Consider the following 16,381-nt stretch of genomic DNA (forward strand, 5'->3'; position numbering starts at 1 on the left):
CCACATGGCTGTTGTGGGTCGCAAGCCGCGTGTCCGCTTTCCCGCCTCGCGTATCCCGAAGCGGACCGGCGGCTTTCGGCCACTCCCAGTCCGCTGGAATGTGGCTCTCGATGACCGGGGTGGGTGGTTTTCGGCCTGTCTGCTTCCGGACGGCGGATGCATCGAAGCTGACATGGCCTCGGGGACCGCTTGCAACCCTTCACAGACCCTCGGAAGGTCCGATTCGTGGCAGCTTCATGATGGATGAGTTACGTTCGGGTCGGGTGGAAAGCAGTCCATCCGCTTATGGGAAGACGAAATATCGAAGCGGACGCTCCATCGCGATGCTCCGCTGCTCCTCACGGTTTGCGCCTTCGGGTCATGACCGGTGCGAGCGTCTCGGTTTCCCGGCATATCGGCTGCAACAGCGGTGCGACCTCCTCCACGGCCTCGGCATCGCCGCCGAGCAGGGCAACGAGCTCCCGAACGGGGCGACGACCAGAATTTGATTGCTGTGCGAGCTGGATGGAGCGTCCCAGAGCGGCGCTAGGTCGTCAACATGACAATACATTGTCATGTTGACGACCTGATTCAAAGCCCCATATCGGTGTCCATGAGAACGAAGACAAAAGGCATTGCGCCTGACGAGGAGCGCCTTCGGCGGGCCTGGACCGGCCTCGTCATCGAGGTTTTCCGCATGAACGGGGACCTGCTCGCAGCCGGCGATGCGCTGGTCGGCGACCTCGGCCTGACGAGCGCCCGGTGGCAGGTGCTGGGCGCCATCGCGCTTTCGCCCGTGCCGCTGCCGGTCGCCCATATCGCCCGCAACATGGGCCTGACCCGGCAGGCCGTTCAGCGCCTGGTCGACGACATGCGGGCCGACGGCTTCGTCTGCCTCGAACCCAATCCGCATCACCGCAGGGCCATGCTGGTCGTGGCGACGGAGCGGGGAGACACCGCCTATCGAGCGGCCATCGCACGGCAGGAGCGCTGGGCCGATGCCCTTACTGCTGGTCTCTCGGCCGAGGCGTTCGAGGCCGCCGGCACCCTGCTGCGCGAGATGCAGCACCGGATCGAGGGGTCCGATCCGGCGGCCGCCATAGAGGCGCAACCCCAGACACAAGGAGCCTGACATGCCCAAGTTCATCGAGCTGGATCGGACCGTCACCCTGGCGGACCAACTGAAGGACGAGGGCGGCCCGGTCGTCCTGATCAACACCTTCGTTGCCCACCCCGCCGATGCCGACCGCCTGGTCACTGCCTGGACGGCCGACGCGGAGGTCATGACGCGGCAGCCCGGCTTCGTCTCGACCCAGCTGCATCGCGGCATCGCCGGCAGCGGGGTGTTCCTGAATTACGCCGTCTGGGACAGCGTCGCCGACTTCCGGGCAGCCTTCACCAACCCCGAGTTCCGGGCCCGCCTGTCGGACTACCCCGAGACCGCAACGGTCAGCCCGCACCTGTTCCGTAAGGTGGACGTGCCTGGCATCTGCGCGGCGTGAGCCCCGCCGTTCTCCAGCCCGAGGCACCCATGCAATCTGAAGCGACCACTGCAAATTACGACGCCGAGGTCATCGTCGTCGGCGCCGGCCCCGTCGGCCTGACCACGGGGTGCGCCCTGCGCCACCACGGTGTCGATTGCCTGATCCTGGAGGAGCGAACCGAGGTCCGGGCGTATTCCCGGGCCAACAACCTTTGGGCGCGGCCTCAGGAACTTCTGGCCTCCGTTGGCCTGCGCGACGCCATCGCGGAGCGTGCATACCCGGTCCGGCTGGTGAACTTCTTCATGAACGGCACGCCGACGACGCCGATCCGGATCGACGACGTCACCAGCCCCCACCCGCAGGTCCTCTACAGCGGGCAGGACGTCATCGAGACGACCCTGATCGAAACCTACGAAGGGCGCGGCGGCCGGATGCAGCGCGGCGGCAAGCTCGTGTCCGTCGTGCAAGACCGGGACGGCGTGACCGTCACGGTGAGGCGCGGCGACGACGTACCGGAAGAACGCCTGCGCTGCCGCTACCTCGTCGCGGCCGACGGCGCCAAGAGCACGGCGCGCCCCCTGCTCGACCTCGACTTCGAACCGGAGCGGTTTGAGGGGCGGATGAACCGTCAGGTCGACGCCAAGCTGTCCTGGCGGCGTTCCCTGGAGCCCGACCAGCTCTGGTTCTTCTACTACGAGCGGGGCTTCTGCGGCGTGATGCCGGTCTGGGGCGGCTATCACCGGCTGTTCTTCCTGGCCGACGACGGGGGCGTGCCAGACCGGGATCCGACGCTCGACGAGATCCAGTCGGTGGCCCGCGAGGTCACGGGCGACGAGACCCTGACGCTAAGCGATCCGCAATGGCTTACGCACAGCCGCTTCCAATATGGCGTCTCCCCTGGCTACGCGCGGGGCCGCGTGTTCCTCGCCGGGGATGCCGGGCACCTGTCCCTGCCCATCGGCGGCCAGGGCATGAACGCCGGGCTGCATGATGCGGTCGAGATCGCGTGGCGGCTCGCGGCGGTGCTCCGCGGACAGGCGGCCTCCGTCGTTCTGGAATCCTACGATGCCGAGCGTGGCGGCGAGCACGCCAGGCTCAGCGCGCAACAGGCGAAGGGCTTCCGCCGGACCGTCTACCGGGGACCCGTCACGGACGTGGCTCTCGGGCTGGCGGCCAAGGTGGTGCCCGGCATCGGCGCCCTGCTCCAGGGTACGGACGATCTGCAGCAGCTTTCGGTCAGCTACCCGAAGAGCCCGCTCAACGAGGACCACCTTTCGGGTGTGACCCATCTCCTCCAGCGCGGACCGGGAGCCGGCGAGCGAGCTCCCGAGGCCGAGGTGACAGTCGAGGGCCGGACGACGTCGCTGTTCCCGTTCATCTACAACCCGGACGGCGTGACGACGGGCTGGGCCTTGCTGTGTTTCGATGGTCGGTCGACCCAAGCCGGCGCTTCGCTGCGCGCCGCCATCGAGGCCGTCGCCCCGTGGGGCTGGGTACGACCCCGTCTCGTCCTGGCGGGTCCTGTTTCGGAGGCGGGAGGAGCGCCAGTGTTGTCGGACCTGGACGGCAAGGCGCACGGCGCCTACGGCTTGGAAGGTCAATCCGCCCTCGTCCTCGTCCGTCCGGATGGGCATATCGCCTATCGCGGCGCGGCCGACCGACCCGAGCGCCTGACCGCATATTGCCGGCGGACCTTCATGACATGAGCCAAACGGCGCCTTAGCTGCTTCTCGCATGGAGCCGCTCGGCCAGTGAATGGGGATGCCGACTTCAGGGGCATGGTTGGCTTCACGCCCCCTTGCTGAAACTATCGAGGGCTGACGAACGGCCGCTTTCGGGCAGCGCCGATGGCGATATGAGCGGCCGCGTCGGGTCGTCTTCTGCCCGTCCGTTTCCGGACGGCGGATGCATTGAAGCGGAAATAGAAGGGGGTCCGGTCACGACCCGCTGCAGAAGCCCGTACCGTCCGCGTGAAGGCTGCATGAGGAAGGGGGCTGTCATGATCCGTGATGCTCTTCGAACGCTGGTGATCGCCGCTCTCGCTGGCGTCGTGTTCGCGGCAGGCTTTCTGTATCTGGTCGTGACTTCCGGCGTCGGTGAGAGGGGCTGGTGCTCGCCCGGTCCATTTCAGACCCAGTGCGAGTAGCGCCTGCCGGAAGGCAGACGCATGGCCGCTTCGGAGACACTGCCATGGCGATCCGGGCGGCTGGGTTGGGTCGCATGCGGAATGTCCACTTATGTCTGCGTCTTCAGAGCCTTGGTTCGGGTGTCTCCTCGCCTCGTCGGCACGAGCCGATGAGGAGACAGAGGATGGGACACTCTGCACACGATCCAGCCACGAAAGGGCGGACGGCCTGGAACGCCGGCCGCAAGCTCGGCGCCAAACGAGCCCTCAAACCTCAGCAGGTCTGGGCCATCCGATTCTGGCCCGACCGCGAACGGCGCGTGCGCGACCGGGCAATGTTCGACCTCGCTATCGACAGCAAACTGCGCGGCTGCGACATCTTCAAGCTCAAAATCGGCGACCTCGCAAGCGGGGGTCGCGTCCGTAGCCGGGCCATCGTCATCAAGCGCAAGACCGGCCGACCAGTGCAGTTCGAGTTGCTCGAACCAGCCCGTACCAGCATCCTGGCATGGCTGGAGGCCAGGGGCGGAACGCTCGACGACTATGCCTTCCCAAGCAGGCTCGACGGTGTCACGCACATTAGCACCCGGCAGTATGCACGCTTGGTCGACGAGTGGGTGACAGGCATCGGGCTGCGGAGCGAGGACTATGGCACCCACTCCCTCCGCCGCACGAAGGCGTCGTTGATCTACAAGCGGACCGGCAACCTGCGTGCCGTCCAAATTCTGCTCGGCCATACCAAGATCGAGAGCACGGTCAGGCACCTCGGTGTCGACGTCGAGGATGCTCTGACCCTGGCCGAAGGAACTGAGATTTGAGCGTCTGGCCCCTCGACGTCAGTGTCGAGGGGCTTCAGAACCAGCCTGGCAGGAATGCGCCCATTTCAGTCATTTAAACGCCTTCCTCCTTTTCCTCGGAGCGGACATTCAACGGCGATTCACTTCAGTGCTCCGCCTCCCGTCGGCTCGACTGCGTTACGAAACGTACGAGCCGGCATTCAGGCGCGTCAGAGCTAACCGCGAATGCAATTCAGTCTTCGAAGACGCTCTTGAGATCCCTGAAACCCTTGATTTCGATGGGGTTGCCACTTGGGTCGAAGAAGAACATCGTGCGCTGCTCGCCGGGCTCCCCCGCGAAACGGATTACCGGTGGGATGTCAAAAGCAACCCCCTCCGCCTCAATGCGGGCGGCCAGTGCCTGCCAGGTGTCGAGTGGCAGCACCACGCCGAGATGGGGCATCATCACCATGTGGTTGCCGACCTTTCCGGTTCGGGTCGTTGCGAAGGGCTCACCCAGATGCAGCGAGATCTGATGGCCGAAGAAATCGAAATCCACCCAGGTCTCTGTGCTGCGCCCCTCCCGGCAGCCGAGCACACCGCCGTAGAAGCGGCGCGCCGCGTCGAGGTCGGTGACGTGGTAGGCGAGGTGGAATGGCGTGAGCATCAATAAGCCTTTTCGTTGTGTCTGGACGGAGCCGTCGCGCCCTCAGGCGGCCGGTTCGAGGGCGCTCGCCGAGATGACGCCACCGATGAGGTTACAGGACAGCAGGAATGCGCTGTCGAGCTCTGCGCCGCCGGCCGGTACGAGGGCCGCCCGTCGCGCTGCGAGGGTACGTCTCGCCTCACGGGCGAGGGACTGGGCCTTCTCGACGGTAACGGCTTCGAACACAATCGTTTCGCCCGGCCGCACCTGCGCCAGGCGACCGAGATCGGCCGAGATCACCGTGGCGATCTTCGGATACCCTCCGGTGGTGTGGCGGTCGGCGAGCAGGATGAGGGGGCGTCCGTGTCCGGGCACCTGGATCGAGCCGTTCACGATCCCGTCTGAGACTATGTTGAAGCCGTCTGCATGGGCGATCGGCGGCCCGTCGAGGTGGCAGCCCATCCGGTCCGCCCGCGCGGTGAGCGTGTAGGGCGCGGAGAGGAAGGTTCGCAGACCCTCTTCGGTGAAGCTGTCGGCCTGCGGCCCGAGAACAACCCGGATCGGACCGCCTAAACGTGGCCGGTGGAGCAGCGGCAGGGTCAGCGGTCGGTCGCTGAACTTGGGCGCGCCGAGGGGTAGCAGGTCGCCGGCGGCGAGAGGATTGCCGTCTAGGCCACCTAGGCGAGTGCGGGTATGCGTCGAGACGCTGGCGAGCATCGGCGCCACAGCGAAGCCCCCTGCGACCGCGAGGCAGGCCCGTAAGCCTTGCCGTGGGGCGCCCAGGATGAGCCGATCCCCCCGCCGTAGGTCGTGGGCGGTGAAGGGGTCGAGTATGCGCCCATTCAGGCTCATCGCGAACGGCGCCCCGGCGAGGGCGATGCGGCAGGTTTCCACCTCGCAGACGAAGGTGGGGCCGACCATCGCCATCTCGATCACCGCCGTGTCGAGCGGATTGCCGACAAGGGCGTTGGCCAGGGCCAGCAAATCGGGATCCATCGCCCCGGACCCGGAGATGCCGTAGCGCAGGTAGCCCTGCCGACCAGAATCCTGCAGGGTCGAGGCGACACCAGGGGCGACGACGCGCAGGCCTTCAGCCATCGATGCGCTCCAAGGTGGCGACGGTCTCGCCGGCACGGGCGGCCTCGCTGAGAGCATCGAATTCGGCGCGGCCTATGGGGTCGAACCGGATCAAATCTCCCGCCGTGAACAGGAACGGCTCGGCCCGCGCCGGATCGTAGGAGCGGGCGGGCGTGCGGCCGATGAGTTGCCAGCCGCTCGGCAGCTCCAGGGGCGGCGAGACGCCGGTCTGGTTCCCACCGATGGATACACTGCCCGCCGGGGTCTTGGGTCGGGGATCGGTGCGCCGGCTCGCCTGGATGCGAGGATCGAGGCCGCCGAGATAGGCGAAGCCAGGGGCGAAGCCGATCATGTAGACACGGTAATCGCGGCCGGCATGGAGGGCGACCACCTCCTCCGGGCTCAAGCCGACCCCGGCCGCAAGCGAGGCGAGGTCGGCCCCGTGCTCGCCGCCATAATTGACTGGTATCCGCCAGCGGCGGCCCGCGCCGGTCTTTGCTTCCGGGGGCGGCCAGTGGGCGGCGATCAGCGCCGCAAGTTCGACCCGGGGCAACAACTCCGGGTCGTAGACGACCAGGAGCGAGCGATAGGTCGGCACCGTCTCCAAGAGGCCTGGCCGTCCAGCGCCGCGGATCGCCTCGTCGAGGGCGATGACCTGCGCGTTGACCGCAGGATCAACCGTCTTGCCAAGTTCGACCGTCAGGGCGCGATCGCCGCAATTGAGGAGGCGATAGCCAGGCTCAGACACCAAGCACCTCAGCCATTGGACGCAGACCGATGCCCTTGGCGGAGCAATCCTCGCGCAGGCGGCGTCCCATGGCGACGGCGCCGAGCGTGTCGCCGTGAACGCAGATCGTGTCGATCCGCGTCGGGATGCGCCGGCCGGATAGGCTGGTGATCGCCCCATCCTCCAGCATCCGCATCACGCGCTTAGAGACGGAGTCGGGATCGTGCAGCACGGCGCCGGGGATCTTGCGCGAGACGAGGGTGCCATCATCCGCGTAGGCGCGGTCGGCGTAGATCTCGCGCGCGATCAGCAGGCCGACCTTCTCGCCGGCCTTCTCGGTCTCCAGGCCCGGCATGACCACGAAGATCAGGTCGCGGTCGAGGGTGCGGATCGCCCGCGCCACCGCTACGGCGAGGTCGGCATCCTCGTTGGCCATGTTGCCCATCGCCCCGTGCGTCTTCACGTGGCGGACTGGGCAGCCGGCATCCTGGGCGAGCGCCAGGAGGGCGCCGACCTGGTAGAGAACCGCCTTCTCGATGTCGGCCGGGCGTTCGCCGTGGATCGGCCGCCGGCCGAAGCCCCAGAGGTCGAGGAAGCTTGGATGCGCGCCGGCCTGCACGCCGTTCGCGGCGGCGCCGCGCAGGGTCTCGTGCATCACCAGCGGGTCACCCGCGTGGAAGCCGCAGGCGATGTTGGCGGAGGTCGCCACCGTCAGCATCTCGGCGTCGTCGCCGAGGCGGTAGACGCCGAAGCCCTCGCCCATGTCGCAGTTCAGATCGACGATCATCGGTGCATCCTTCCGCGTGAGTTCTGTCTGCGGGGTCAGGCTTCTGCGACGAGGTGCGCCACCAGGGTCGCGGCGGCGCACAGATCCTCGATCCGCATTGCCTCGTGCGGGTTATGGCTGCCGTTTTGATTGCGGATGAAGATCATCGTGCTTGGCACGCCCTGACCGGCGAGGGTCGCTGTGTCGTGTCCCGCCCCGCTCTGCATGGTCCGGAACGGCATCCCGAGCCGGCGCGCATGGCCCGACAGGGCCTCGACCAACGCTGAGCTCATTCGGGCCGGCGTGCTGCCGGTGCGCTCGCCCAGGACGAAGCGCACGCCGCGGGCGGCCTCGATGGTGGCAACCAATTCGGCCAAAACCGCCTCGATCCGGTCCAGAACGGCTGGCTCGGTGCTGCGCACGTCGAGGCAGAAGCGGACCTCGCCGGGGATCTTGGCGAAGGAGTGCTGGACCGGGTCAGTGGTGACCTCGCCCAGCGTGATCGTGGCCGGCCGCCCTTCCGCCTCCAGCGTTCCCCACAGGGCATCGAGGCCGGTGATCAGGTCGGCGAGGGCGAAGACGGCGTCACTGCGCTCGGACCGCGCGACCGCGCCGGAATGGCCGTAGCGGCCGAAGCAGGCGGCCTTGCGGTAGCGGAAGCTGCCGCTGATCGCCGTGACGAAGCCTACCGGGACCCCGGTCGCCTCCAGCGCCGGACCCTGCTCGATATGCAGTTCCACAAAACCGTGGATCCGCGTCGGGTCGAGCAGCCGCTCGCCCCGCGCCACAGCCTCCGGCCGCAGGCCGAGCTCAGCCATGTGGTCGCGCAGGCTCCGGCCGGAATCGGCGCGGGGCAGGTCGAGCAAGTCGGGCGGCAGCAAGCCGAAGGCGGCGCGGCTGCCGACATAGGAGGCGGGGAACCACACGCTCTCTTCGGCCCGGAACACCGCCACCGTCACCGGGCGCGTGGGCACGAGGCCCGCCCGGCGCAGGGCTTCAAGGGCTGCGAGGCCACCAATCACCCCGGCCGCACCGTCGAAGTTACCACCGTGCGGTACCGTATCCACATGCGAGCCGACCATCCAGGGTGACAGTGCCGGGTCGCGTCCCACCATTGTCAGGAAGAGATTGCCGGCGGCATCGCACTCGGGCTTCAGACCCAGTGCGAGCCCGGTCGCTCGCATAAGGGCGTGGGCCTGCTCCTCCCCCTCGCCGTATGCAGCCCGCGTGACCCCCGGCTCGTCGCGGCTGAAGGACAGGAGCTCCGCGAACAGTCCGGCGCAGAAGTCCGGGTCAATGGCGATCAAATCTGCGCCCGTTGCAGCCCCTAACCCGTTCATGCCGGAAACTCCGCGGACGGTTCACCCTGCCGCCGCCGATCCCAGACCTCCGCGTTGACGAGGTTCGGTGGGCGGCGGCCGGCGAGCACGTCGACCACCTGCCCGGCGACCCGCTCGGCTGCACGGATCAGGGCCGCCTCGGTGGATGCCGCGACATGGGGGGTAAGGATCGCCCGCCGCTCAGCATGGAGCGGATGGTCGTGCGCGAGCGCGTCTCCCGACACCACGTCGAGCCCCGCGCCAGCAATGGTCCCCGCAGCGAGAGCCTTGCCCAGGGCGCCCTCGTCCACCAGGGCACCACGGGCAGTGTTGATCAAAAAAGCGCCAGCCTTCATGCGGGTCAGCTCCCCCGAACCGATCAGCCCACGGGTCTGGGGCGTGAGCGGCAGGTGGAGGGAGACCACGTCGGCCCGGGTGAGGAGGTCCGGCAGAGAAGTAGCGCGCTCGGCTCCTATGGCCTCGAAGTCGGAATCGGGCCGTGTTGGGCCATAGGCGAGCACGTCCATGCCGAGGGCCGACGCCAGTTGTCCGGTCGCCTGCCCAATGGCACCAAACCCCACGAGACCGAGCGTCAGCCCGGCGAGCTCCACGAGGCGTGCGCCGTAGCGGAAATTGTGGTCGCCTTCCCGCATGGCCCGGTCGGCCTGCGGGATCGCTTTCGCTAGGGCGAAGATCAGCCCGATCGCGTGCTCGGCGACGGACTGGGCATTGGCCCCCGGCGTGTTGACGACCGGGATTCCCGCCCGCGTCGCCTCGGGAACGGCCACCGGGTCAGTCCCGGTGCCATGAACCCCGATCACCCTCAGCCGGGGCGCAGCCACCACCGCCTCTGCGGGGAAGCCGCCGTTGCGCGTGATCACCGCGACACAGTTGGCCGCCTCGCGGGCGAGAGTCGCGGGGGCGAGGTCGGTTGCGATCCGGGTCTCAAGCCCCGCCGCCCGGAGGCGCGCCAGCCCGGCTTCGTGGATCGGCTGAACGATGAGGCAGAGCCCGGAGGGTTCCGCGGAGGGGGAACGGCGGAAGGAAGGTTCGGTGAACACGTACGAGGCAGCTCTGCTCATAAATACCGCTTGAATGCCGATGGTATACCGATGAAGGTATCGCATCGCCTCAATGCTGGCAACATAAAAATCTAGTACATATCGGCATACCTCAGCAATACGCTTGAAATTTAAAGCAAAAATCTGCTATAGCTTCATGTTTTAAGGTAGTTTAACAATCAAAATCGAAGTTATGAAAACGAATAAGGTTGAACTATGACTGAGATCGAGACCGCTACGACGCCACTCCTGAAAATCAGGAAGCTTCACAAGAGCTACGGTGCCAACGAGGTCCTGAAGGGTATCTCCCTCGATATCCACGAGGGCGAAGTGGTGTCGATCATCGGCGCGAGCGGCTCGGGCAAGAGCACGTTCCTGCGGTGCCTGAACCTTATGGAGACGCCGACCTCCGGCTTCATGGATTTCGAGCGATTCGCCTTCGACTATGAGCTGGGCGCTCGTCGTCAGCCGACCCCGCAGCAGCTCTGCGAATTGCGGGCGCGGATCGGCATGGTCTTCCAGAGTTATAATCTTTGGCCGCACATGACCGTGCTGGAGAACGTCGTCGAGGCACCGATCCGAGTGCGACGAATGCCGCGCCGGCAGGCGGTGGCGGAGGCTGAGGCGCTGCTCCAGCGCATCGGCCTATACGAGAAGAAGCAAGCCTACCCGTCGAAGCTCTCGGGTGGGCAGCAGCAGCGCGTGGCGATCGTGCGCGCCCTGGCGATGGCACCCAAGGTGATGCTGTTCGACGAGGTGACCTCGGCCCTCGATCCGGAGCTGGTGGGCGAGGTGCTGGCGCTGATGGCCTCCCTCGCGGCGGACGGGATGACGATGCTGCTCGTCACCCACGAGATGGCCTTCGCCAGGGACGTCGGCACCCGCACCCTGTTCTTCGACGGCGGCGTGATCGCTGAGGACGGCCCGCCGAAAGAAGTCATCGGTGCCCCTCGGAGCGAGCGGTTGCGCCACTTCCTCCGGCGCGTGCTGCACGAGCCGGTCGGCCTCGGGCACTCGGCGTGAGCAGCCGCATATCCAGCGGGGAGTTCGGACGGCGATGAGCGTCACGACAATTCAGGACTGGTGGCTCAGCCTCTCGGAAGAGGTCGTCACCTACGGCCCTGGCTTCCTATCGGCGACCATCGTCGTTCTCGGCGTTACGGTGGCGAGCATCCTTGTGAGCTGGGTCTGCGGCCTGCTCGGGGCGCTGGGCAAGCGCTCGTCCTTCGCGCCCTTCCGGGCACTGGCGAGCTTCTACGTCTGGTTTATCCGGGGCACGCCGACCCTTGTGCAAGTGTTCATCGTCTATTTCGGCATGCCGCAGATCGGCGTGAAGCTGTCGCCGATCACCGCCGGGATCATCGCGCTGGGCGTCAGCAGCGGCGCCTACGTAGCCGAGACCATCCGTGCCGGCCTCACGGCGATCCCCCGGGGTCAGATGGAATCGGCCTTGGCCTTGGGCATGAACCCGCGGATCATGATGGCGCGGATCGTAATGCCGCAAGTCTTCCGCATGATTCTGCCGTCGCTCACCAACGAAGCGATCTCGTCGGTCAAGAACACGTCGTTACTCTCGACGATTACGGTGGTCGAGCTGACACTCTACGCGCAACTCATGATCGCAACCACTTTTCGCCCGTTCGATTTCTACATCGCGGCGGCACTGATCTATCTCGGCCTCACTTCGATCCTGTCGCAGCTCTCCGCCTACTTCGAGCGGCGCTACGCCCGTCTGTCCTGAGCCCCGCCTGCTGAGTGTCAGGCCGCGGCTCACACCTCTCGCCCCGTCCCAACATTGGAGATTGCTATGAACCGCCGACACCTCCTCGCACTCGTCGCCCTCTGCACCGGCCTGTTGGCTGCTCCCGCGGCCCGGGCGGCCGAGGGCAAGCTGGAACTGATTGAGCCCGGCAAGCTGATCGTGGCGACCGACAGCACCTTCGCGCCCTTCAGCATGCGTACGCCGAGCGGCGAGCTCGACGGGCTGGAGGTCCGGGTGATGCGCGAGGTATGTCGCAGGCTGGGGGTGGAATACAGCCCCGTGAACGTCAAGTTCGATGCCCTGCTGATCGGCCTGATGGCCGATCAGTACGACATCACCAGCGAGTCGATGGACATCACGCCCGCCCGGCAGAAGCAGGTCGCCTTCGCGGACGGGTGGCTTGAATCCGGGGCACGGATCGTCACCCGCAAGGATACGGGCATCAAGGGTCCGGACGATCTAAAGGGCCGGAATGTGGGCGCTCTTTCGGCCTCAACCTTCGGCAAGCTCGCCGAGGACCACGGTGCCACCTTGAAGAGCTACAAGACCGCCGCGGACGCCATGCAGGACCTCGTCGGTGGCAACATCGACGCGGTGATCAATGACGCGGTGGCCGGCAACTACGCGATCAAAGCCCGCAAGCTGCCGCTGGTGATGATCGAGACCCCGCTCAGCACCATCCAGAAAGGCTTTGCCATCAAGAAAGGGAAGCCGAACCTGCACGCGGCCGTCAACAAAGCCCTAGCCGAGATGGTCGCCGACGGAACCTATGCCAAGCTCATCACCCCGCTGATCGGCTATGACCCGGCGCCGAAGGAGCCGATCCGCACGAATGCCATGTGAAAGGCCGCTGCGACACGGCATACCGACAAGAAGACGGGGGCGGCCCGGCCGGCCGCTCCGGGAGGAATCGATGAAGACCCTTGACGCATCGTCGTACACGACGGCGCTCAACGCCCGGCGCGAACAGAGCCTGGGTCAGAAGGCCTATGACAAGCTGCTCGACATGCTGGTGCGGCGCGACCTTCCGGCAGGGACCGTGCTGCACGAGCGTCGCCTCGCCGAGATGCTCGACATCTCGCGCACGCCGACCCGCGAGGCGATGTCGCGGCTGGAGACCGAGGGCCTGATCGAGCGGCAGCCCGGCGGGATGCTCGTCGTGAAGGAGTTTTCCCTGCGCGAGCTGATCGAGATCCTGCACGTCCGCCGCCTGCTGGAACGGGAGAGCGTCGTGCTCGCCGCGGGCCGGATCGCCGACGCCGTGCTGGAGGATTTACAGGGACAGATCGAGGCGCTCCTGGCGGCCGGGGATCCGGATGCCCCGGGCAACTGGGAGGTCGACCGCTGTTTCCACGAACTGTTCGCCGATCACAGTCACAATGCGATCCTGGCCAAGACGATCAAGGACCTGCGGCTCAAGACGCAGATGTTCAACCTGAGCCGGATGCCCGAACGGTTCGAGGCCGTGCATCGCGAGCACTTGGCGGTGGTCGCCGCCCTGCGGGCCGGGGACCCGGCGGCGGCGGCCGATGCCATTGCGGCTCATCTCGAAAACTTCAAGCTGGGCATCATTCGCCGCCTGAGCGAATTTTAAGGTGTGGCGGCGCGATGGATGAATTTGCGAACCTGCGCGGCTGTGAGGCGGCCTTCCCGGAGGCGGAGTTCGCCGCGCGGCAGATGGCGGCACGGGCTGCAATCGCCGCCGCCGGCCACGATGCTCTGGTGGTGACCGGTCCGGAGGCGATCTACTGGCTGACCGGCCGCCAGACGGCGGGCTACTTCGCTTTTCAGGCCCTCGTGCTGCCGGTGAAGGGAGAGCCGGCCTTGCTGGTGCGCCAGCTCGAATTGCCGGGGGCGGCGGCCAATACCTGGCTCGACGACATCCAGGCCTATCCAGACGGGACCGACCCGGCCGACGCCCTTGCCGCTCTCGTGCGCCGCCGGGGCTTCGCCCGGCCGGCGCTGGAGCGGGACGGCTGGTTCGTCTCGCCCGCCCTGGCGGCGCGGATCGGCATGGCGCTCGGCATCGACCCGATTCCAGACGGGTCAGGCCTCCTCGGCCCCCTGCGGACAGTGAAGTCAGCGATCGAGCTGAAGGCGATCCGGGCCGCCGCCCGTTACGCGCAGGCTGGGCTCGCGGCCGGCATCGCGGCCTGCACAGTGGGCAACGACGAGAACGCGGTCGCCGCCGCTATGCTCGCCGCCGCCACGACGGCCGGGTCCGAGGCGATGGCGATGGAGCCCCTGATCTCGTCGGGCCCCCGCAGCGGGCTGCCACACATGACGTGGCGCCGGCGCCGGCTGGAAGCGGGCGACGCGGTGTTCCTTGAACTTGCAGGCAGCCATGCTCGCTATCATGCGGCACTGATGCGCAGCGTCTGGATCGGCGAGCCGCCGTCCGAGGCGCGGCGGATGATGGATTGCGCGCTGCGAGCACTCGACGCGGCCCTCGATGCAATCCGACCGGGCCGCCCCTGCTCCGTCCCTCACGAGGCCGCCCAAGCCATCATCGACGCGGCGGGCTACGGCCCAGCCTTCCGCAAGCGCATCGGCTACTCGATGGGTATCGCCTTCGCGCCTGACTGGGGCGAGGGTGGCCTGCTCAGCCTCTTCACCGGCGTCGACCGGCCGATCGAGCCGGGCATGGTCTTTCACCTGCCGGCGACCTTGCGCCGCTATGGCGCCTGGACCGTCGGCGCATCCGAGACAGTCATTGTCACCAAGCATGGGGCCGAACCCCTCTCGGACCTGCCCCGCGCCCTGACGCTGCGGTGAGGCCGCCAGATACCTGTTAGATCGAAAGGGGCTCGTCCGCTTTTCCGGCGCCTCTAGTCCAGAACTGTGATTCTGCTTACGGCGAGACCCGGTCGACCGCTCCCGACTTACTGCAGTCAAATGCGTTCTTGCGGCACAAGCTGTGATGGCGGCGCGACCGAACTTCGGAGTAATGGAGTGCGCCTTACGTCATGAATGGCTCAAGAGGTGTCTCGGTCGACCTGCACAGGTGGCCGCTCGGTGAGCGCCAACGCGGTCGCTGCGAGCATGATCCCCATACCCGATGCCTCCACCCATCCGAAGGGCTCGTGCGCGTAGATGACGCCGATCGCAACTGCGATCACCGGGCTGACGAAGGCATACAGGCCGGCGCGGAAGGCGCCCCAGTCCCGCACCAGCCAAAGAAAGATAGAGAAGCCGGTTAGCGAGCCGCCGATGACCATCACGCCAAGGCAGAATAGCACCCGCCCATCCCAGAGGGCGACGAAGCGGCCTGGATCGTAGCCCTCGAGGAGCAACGACACGGGCACGAGCCCGATCGCGCCGATGAGCGTCTCCCAAAAAGCGAGAACCATTGGCGGCATTGTCTGCGTCAAGGGCCGGCTGATCACCGAGCCCCAGGCGTAGCAGGCCGTGCCGAATGCCACCGAAGCGAGAGCGAGCACCACCGTAACGCCATCTTGCGCGGCTTCAGCCCGGCCGGAGAACAGGAGCACGAGCCCGCTGATACCGAGTCCGATGGCGCCGACTCGACGCGCGCTGAGGCGCTCTTGGCCGTAGAGGAAACCGATGAACGCGAGGAATATCGGCATCAGCGACAGATTGACGATCGCCGATAGGCCGCTGGGAGCGTGAGCGACACCCCAGAACACGAAGCTATAGCAGCCAGTCGTGATGAGGAGCGAGGCGCCGACGATCCGGCCGAACCCATGTATGCGCAGTGGCAGGCCCCGTACGCTTACGATGACGAGGAACAGGACGCTGGAAAGGAGGAAGCGCGCCGTGGCGAGGAAGATCGGCGGGACGGCCTGCGTGGCGATCTTCGTGGGCAACCACGTCACTCCCCAGATCAGCGCCATGATGCCGAAGGCTACGAGGCGGCTCACGCCGGATCGCTCCCGACACTCATGCTGCACTCATCGCCAGCCGCTCATGACAAGCACCGGTCCAAGCCTGGGAAACGTGGAGCGACGACGGATTGCGCTGGGAAGCGCGATCAGAAGCCGTCGCGCGATGTAGGTGCCCATGGTGCTCGCCTCCCGCTCAGGCCTCCCTGTACCAGTCGGGCAGGAACGACAGGTCGTTGTCCCAACCGCTTTGTAAGGCAGCGAGTCGTGCGCCCACCGCCGATACCTTCGCTCGGTGGATCAGCGGCAGCACGTTCTCCGAGACCGCGAGGTCGTTGCACTTGATCAGAAGCGCCGCCCGCTTGATCGGGTCGAGCTCGCTCTGAGCGGCGTTGTAGGCCGCGTCGTAGGTGTCGTTGCGCCAGCGCACGACGTTGCGGCCCTGCCACTTGTTCTCCTTGGTGGCGACCTCCCAGGAGACGTACTGGAGCAGCCAGATCGCCGGATCCGCCTGGGTCATGTTGTTCGTGTACATCTCCATGTCCGCGTAGAAATGCGGGTAGGTGTCGGGGTTGGCCGGGTCGGAGGAGAAGAACACCGAGCCGGTGACCGATTTCAGTTCGATCTCGATCCCGGCCTTGGCGGCCGCTTGCTTGATGATCGCCTGGGTCTTCTGGCGCGGGGCGTTGATCGAGGTCTGGAACAGCAGCTTCAGACGCTTGCCGTCCTTGGCCCGGATGCCGTCGGAGCCCTTCGCCCAGCCGGCCTCGTCGAGGAGCGCGTTGGCCTTGGCCGAATCGAACGCGAAGCTGGTGTT

The 16,381-nt window shown here is 66.7% G+C and carries 17 protein-coding genes; 9 read left to right on the forward strand and 8 right to left on the reverse strand.

Going from position 1 to position 16,381, the window contains the following annotated elements; genetic code table 11:
• The first annotated feature begins 538 nt into the window (after positions 1 to 538).
• From WYO_RS29170 to WYO_RS26685, 4 genes are all read left to right on the forward strand, one after another.
• The gene (locus WYO_RS29170; RefSeq protein WP_348270304.1) at positions 539 to 1,111 is read left to right on the forward strand and encodes a MarR family transcriptional regulator; all 573 of its coding nucleotides are present in this window, start codon (positions 539 to 541) and stop codon (positions 1,109 to 1,111) included.
• Between the two features lies 1 nt (position 1,112).
• Positions 1,113 to 1,481, forward strand: coding sequence for an antibiotic biosynthesis monooxygenase family protein (locus tag WYO_RS26675; protein ID WP_007568609.1), 369 nt, complete (start codon positions 1,113 to 1,115; stop codon positions 1,479 to 1,481).
• Positions 1,482 to 1,510: 29 nt separating this feature from the next.
• Positions 1,511 to 3,169: an FAD-dependent monooxygenase gene (locus WYO_RS26680; RefSeq protein WP_007568611.1), complete on the forward strand. Its 1,659-nt coding sequence runs from the start codon at positions 1,511 to 1,513 to the stop codon at positions 3,167 to 3,169.
• A 604-nt stretch (positions 3,170 to 3,773) separates the two neighbouring features.
• Complete coding sequence (locus WYO_RS26685; RefSeq protein WP_007568613.1) at positions 3,774 to 4,406, forward strand: tyrosine-type recombinase/integrase; 633 nt, start codon at positions 3,774 to 3,776, stop codon at positions 4,404 to 4,406.
• 211 nt (positions 4,407 to 4,617) lie between these two features.
• On the opposite strand, the gene WYO_RS26690 is transcribed toward WYO_RS26685, so the two are convergent.
• The 6 genes from WYO_RS26690 to WYO_RS26715 are packed head-to-tail and all read right to left on the reverse strand — an operon-like array spanning position 4,618 to position 10,026.
• Positions 4,618 to 5,031, reverse strand: coding sequence for a VOC family protein (locus WYO_RS26690; protein ID WP_007568615.1), 414 nt, complete (start codon positions 5,029 to 5,031; stop codon positions 4,618 to 4,620).
• A 42-nt stretch (positions 5,032 to 5,073) separates the two neighbouring features.
• Positions 5,074 to 6,108, reverse strand: coding sequence for a biotin-dependent carboxyltransferase family protein (locus tag WYO_RS26695; RefSeq protein ID WP_007568617.1), 1,035 nt, complete (start codon positions 6,106 to 6,108; stop codon positions 5,074 to 5,076).
• Positions 6,101 to 6,835 (reverse strand): 5-oxoprolinase subunit PxpB, encoded by a 735-nt coding sequence (gene pxpB, locus WYO_RS26700; RefSeq protein ID WP_007568619.1) that lies wholly within the window; start codon positions 6,833 to 6,835, stop codon positions 6,101 to 6,103. Before pxpB ends, WYO_RS26695 begins: the two co-directional genes overlap by 8 nt.
• A complete protein-coding gene (locus WYO_RS26705; RefSeq protein WP_007568620.1) occupies positions 6,828 to 7,601 on the reverse strand; it encodes a 5-oxoprolinase subunit PxpA in 774 nt (257 codons plus the stop codon). The genes pxpB and WYO_RS26705 overlap by 8 nt, the downstream gene beginning before the upstream one ends.
• A 35-nt stretch (positions 7,602 to 7,636) precedes the next feature.
• Complete coding sequence (locus tag WYO_RS26710; RefSeq protein WP_039904396.1) at positions 7,637 to 8,887, reverse strand: Zn-dependent hydrolase; 1,251 nt, start codon at positions 8,885 to 8,887, stop codon at positions 7,637 to 7,639.
• A gap of 29 nt (positions 8,888 to 8,916) precedes the next feature.
• Positions 8,917 to 10,026, reverse strand: coding sequence for a hydroxyacid dehydrogenase (locus WYO_RS26715; RefSeq protein ID WP_007568622.1), 1,110 nt, complete (start codon positions 10,024 to 10,026; stop codon positions 8,917 to 8,919).
• Positions 10,027 to 10,176: 150 nt separating this feature from the next.
• On the opposite strand from WYO_RS26715, the gene WYO_RS26720 reads away from it, so the two are divergent.
• The 5 genes from WYO_RS26720 to WYO_RS26740 all read left to right on the forward strand — a co-directional run bounded on the left by WYO_RS26720 (position 10,177) and on the right by WYO_RS26740 (position 14,497).
• A complete protein-coding gene (locus tag WYO_RS26720) occupies positions 10,177 to 10,983 on the forward strand; it encodes an amino acid ABC transporter ATP-binding protein (protein ID WP_007568623.1) in 807 nt (268 codons plus the stop codon).
• A 34-nt stretch (positions 10,984 to 11,017) separates the two neighbouring features.
• The gene (locus WYO_RS26725; protein WP_007568624.1) at positions 11,018 to 11,701 is read left to right on the forward strand and encodes an amino acid ABC transporter permease; all 684 of its coding nucleotides are present in this window, start codon (positions 11,018 to 11,020) and stop codon (positions 11,699 to 11,701) included.
• A 66-nt stretch (positions 11,702 to 11,767) separates the two neighbouring features.
• A complete protein-coding gene (locus WYO_RS26730; RefSeq protein ID WP_007568625.1) occupies positions 11,768 to 12,565 on the forward strand; it encodes a transporter substrate-binding domain-containing protein in 798 nt (265 codons plus the stop codon).
• Positions 12,566 to 12,635: 70 nt separating this feature from the next.
• On the forward strand, positions 12,636 to 13,316 hold the full coding sequence (locus WYO_RS26735) for a GntR family transcriptional regulator (protein WP_007568626.1): 681 nt from the start codon (positions 12,636 to 12,638) through the stop codon (positions 13,314 to 13,316).
• A 14-nt stretch (positions 13,317 to 13,330) separates the two neighbouring features.
• Positions 13,331 to 14,497 (forward strand): Xaa-Pro peptidase family protein, encoded by a 1,167-nt coding sequence (locus WYO_RS26740; RefSeq protein WP_007568627.1) that lies wholly within the window; start codon positions 13,331 to 13,333, stop codon positions 14,495 to 14,497.
• A 200-nt stretch (positions 14,498 to 14,697) separates the two neighbouring features.
• Here the strand turns inward: WYO_RS26740 and WYO_RS26745 are convergent, their stop codons facing one another.
• Both WYO_RS26745 and WYO_RS26750 read right to left on the reverse strand, forming a co-directional pair.
• Entirely contained in the window at positions 14,698 to 15,603 is a 906-nt protein-coding gene (locus WYO_RS26745) for an EamA family transporter (RefSeq protein ID WP_007568628.1), read from the reverse strand.
• Positions 15,604 to 15,760: 157 nt separating this feature from the next.
• Positions 15,761 to 16,381: ABC transporter substrate-binding protein (locus WYO_RS26750; protein WP_007568629.1), on the reverse strand; the 621-nt coding region annotated here is incomplete at its 5' end.

Origin of the sequence: Methylobacterium sp. GXF4 (assembly GCF_000272495.1) — a bacterium.
Taxonomy (GTDB): Bacteria; Pseudomonadota; Alphaproteobacteria; order Rhizobiales; family Beijerinckiaceae; genus Methylobacterium; species Methylobacterium brachiatum.